Source organism: Pseudomonas sp. SMN5 (assembly GCF_052041925.1).
In the GTDB taxonomy this organism is placed as follows: domain Bacteria; phylum Pseudomonadota; class Gammaproteobacteria; order Pseudomonadales; family Pseudomonadaceae; genus Aquipseudomonas.
Genome location: NZ_JBKGGX010000075.1, coordinates 1 through 457 on the forward strand (window position 1 = coordinate 1; position 457 = coordinate 457).

Sequence of the window (457 nt, forward strand, 5' to 3'; positions counted from 1 at the left end):
GCCGTTGCACCTGGCCAGTGGCGTCGCGCACCTCGGTGAGGTTGTTGGCCGCGTCGTAGGCGTAGCTGACCAGTACTTCGCGCTGTTGATCGGGGTAAATACGTTCAATCCGGGTGACGCGCTCGCGCTCGTGAATCAGTTCCACTTGCACCAGATCGAAGGTGTCGCGCAGGCGCACCAGTCGCCCGGCCTCGTCGTAGTTCAGGTGAATGCGGTTGTCGTTGCGGTCGCCGAGCTGTTCCAGGCGCAGTAAGGCCGCGTTATTCGGCGTCGGCCCGAACAACCGGTACAGGCCGTCGTCGCTTTCGATCAGCAGTTGGCCGTTGACGTGCCGACGCACGGCAAGGCCCTCGCCGGCGCTGAACACCGCGCCGCCCAAGGGGATCGCGCCCATGTCGATGGGGCGACCTTGTTCGTCGGTGTAGACCAGGGTCTCGCCGCCGTCGGGATGGGGAAG

1 pseudogene is annotated in these 457 nt (G+C 65.2%); it reads right to left on the reverse strand.

Annotated features, from left to right (window positions below):
* Positions 1-457 (reverse strand): annotated as a pseudogene (locus tag ACLEJR_RS27040) (RHS repeat-associated core domain-containing protein); the annotation flags it as partial.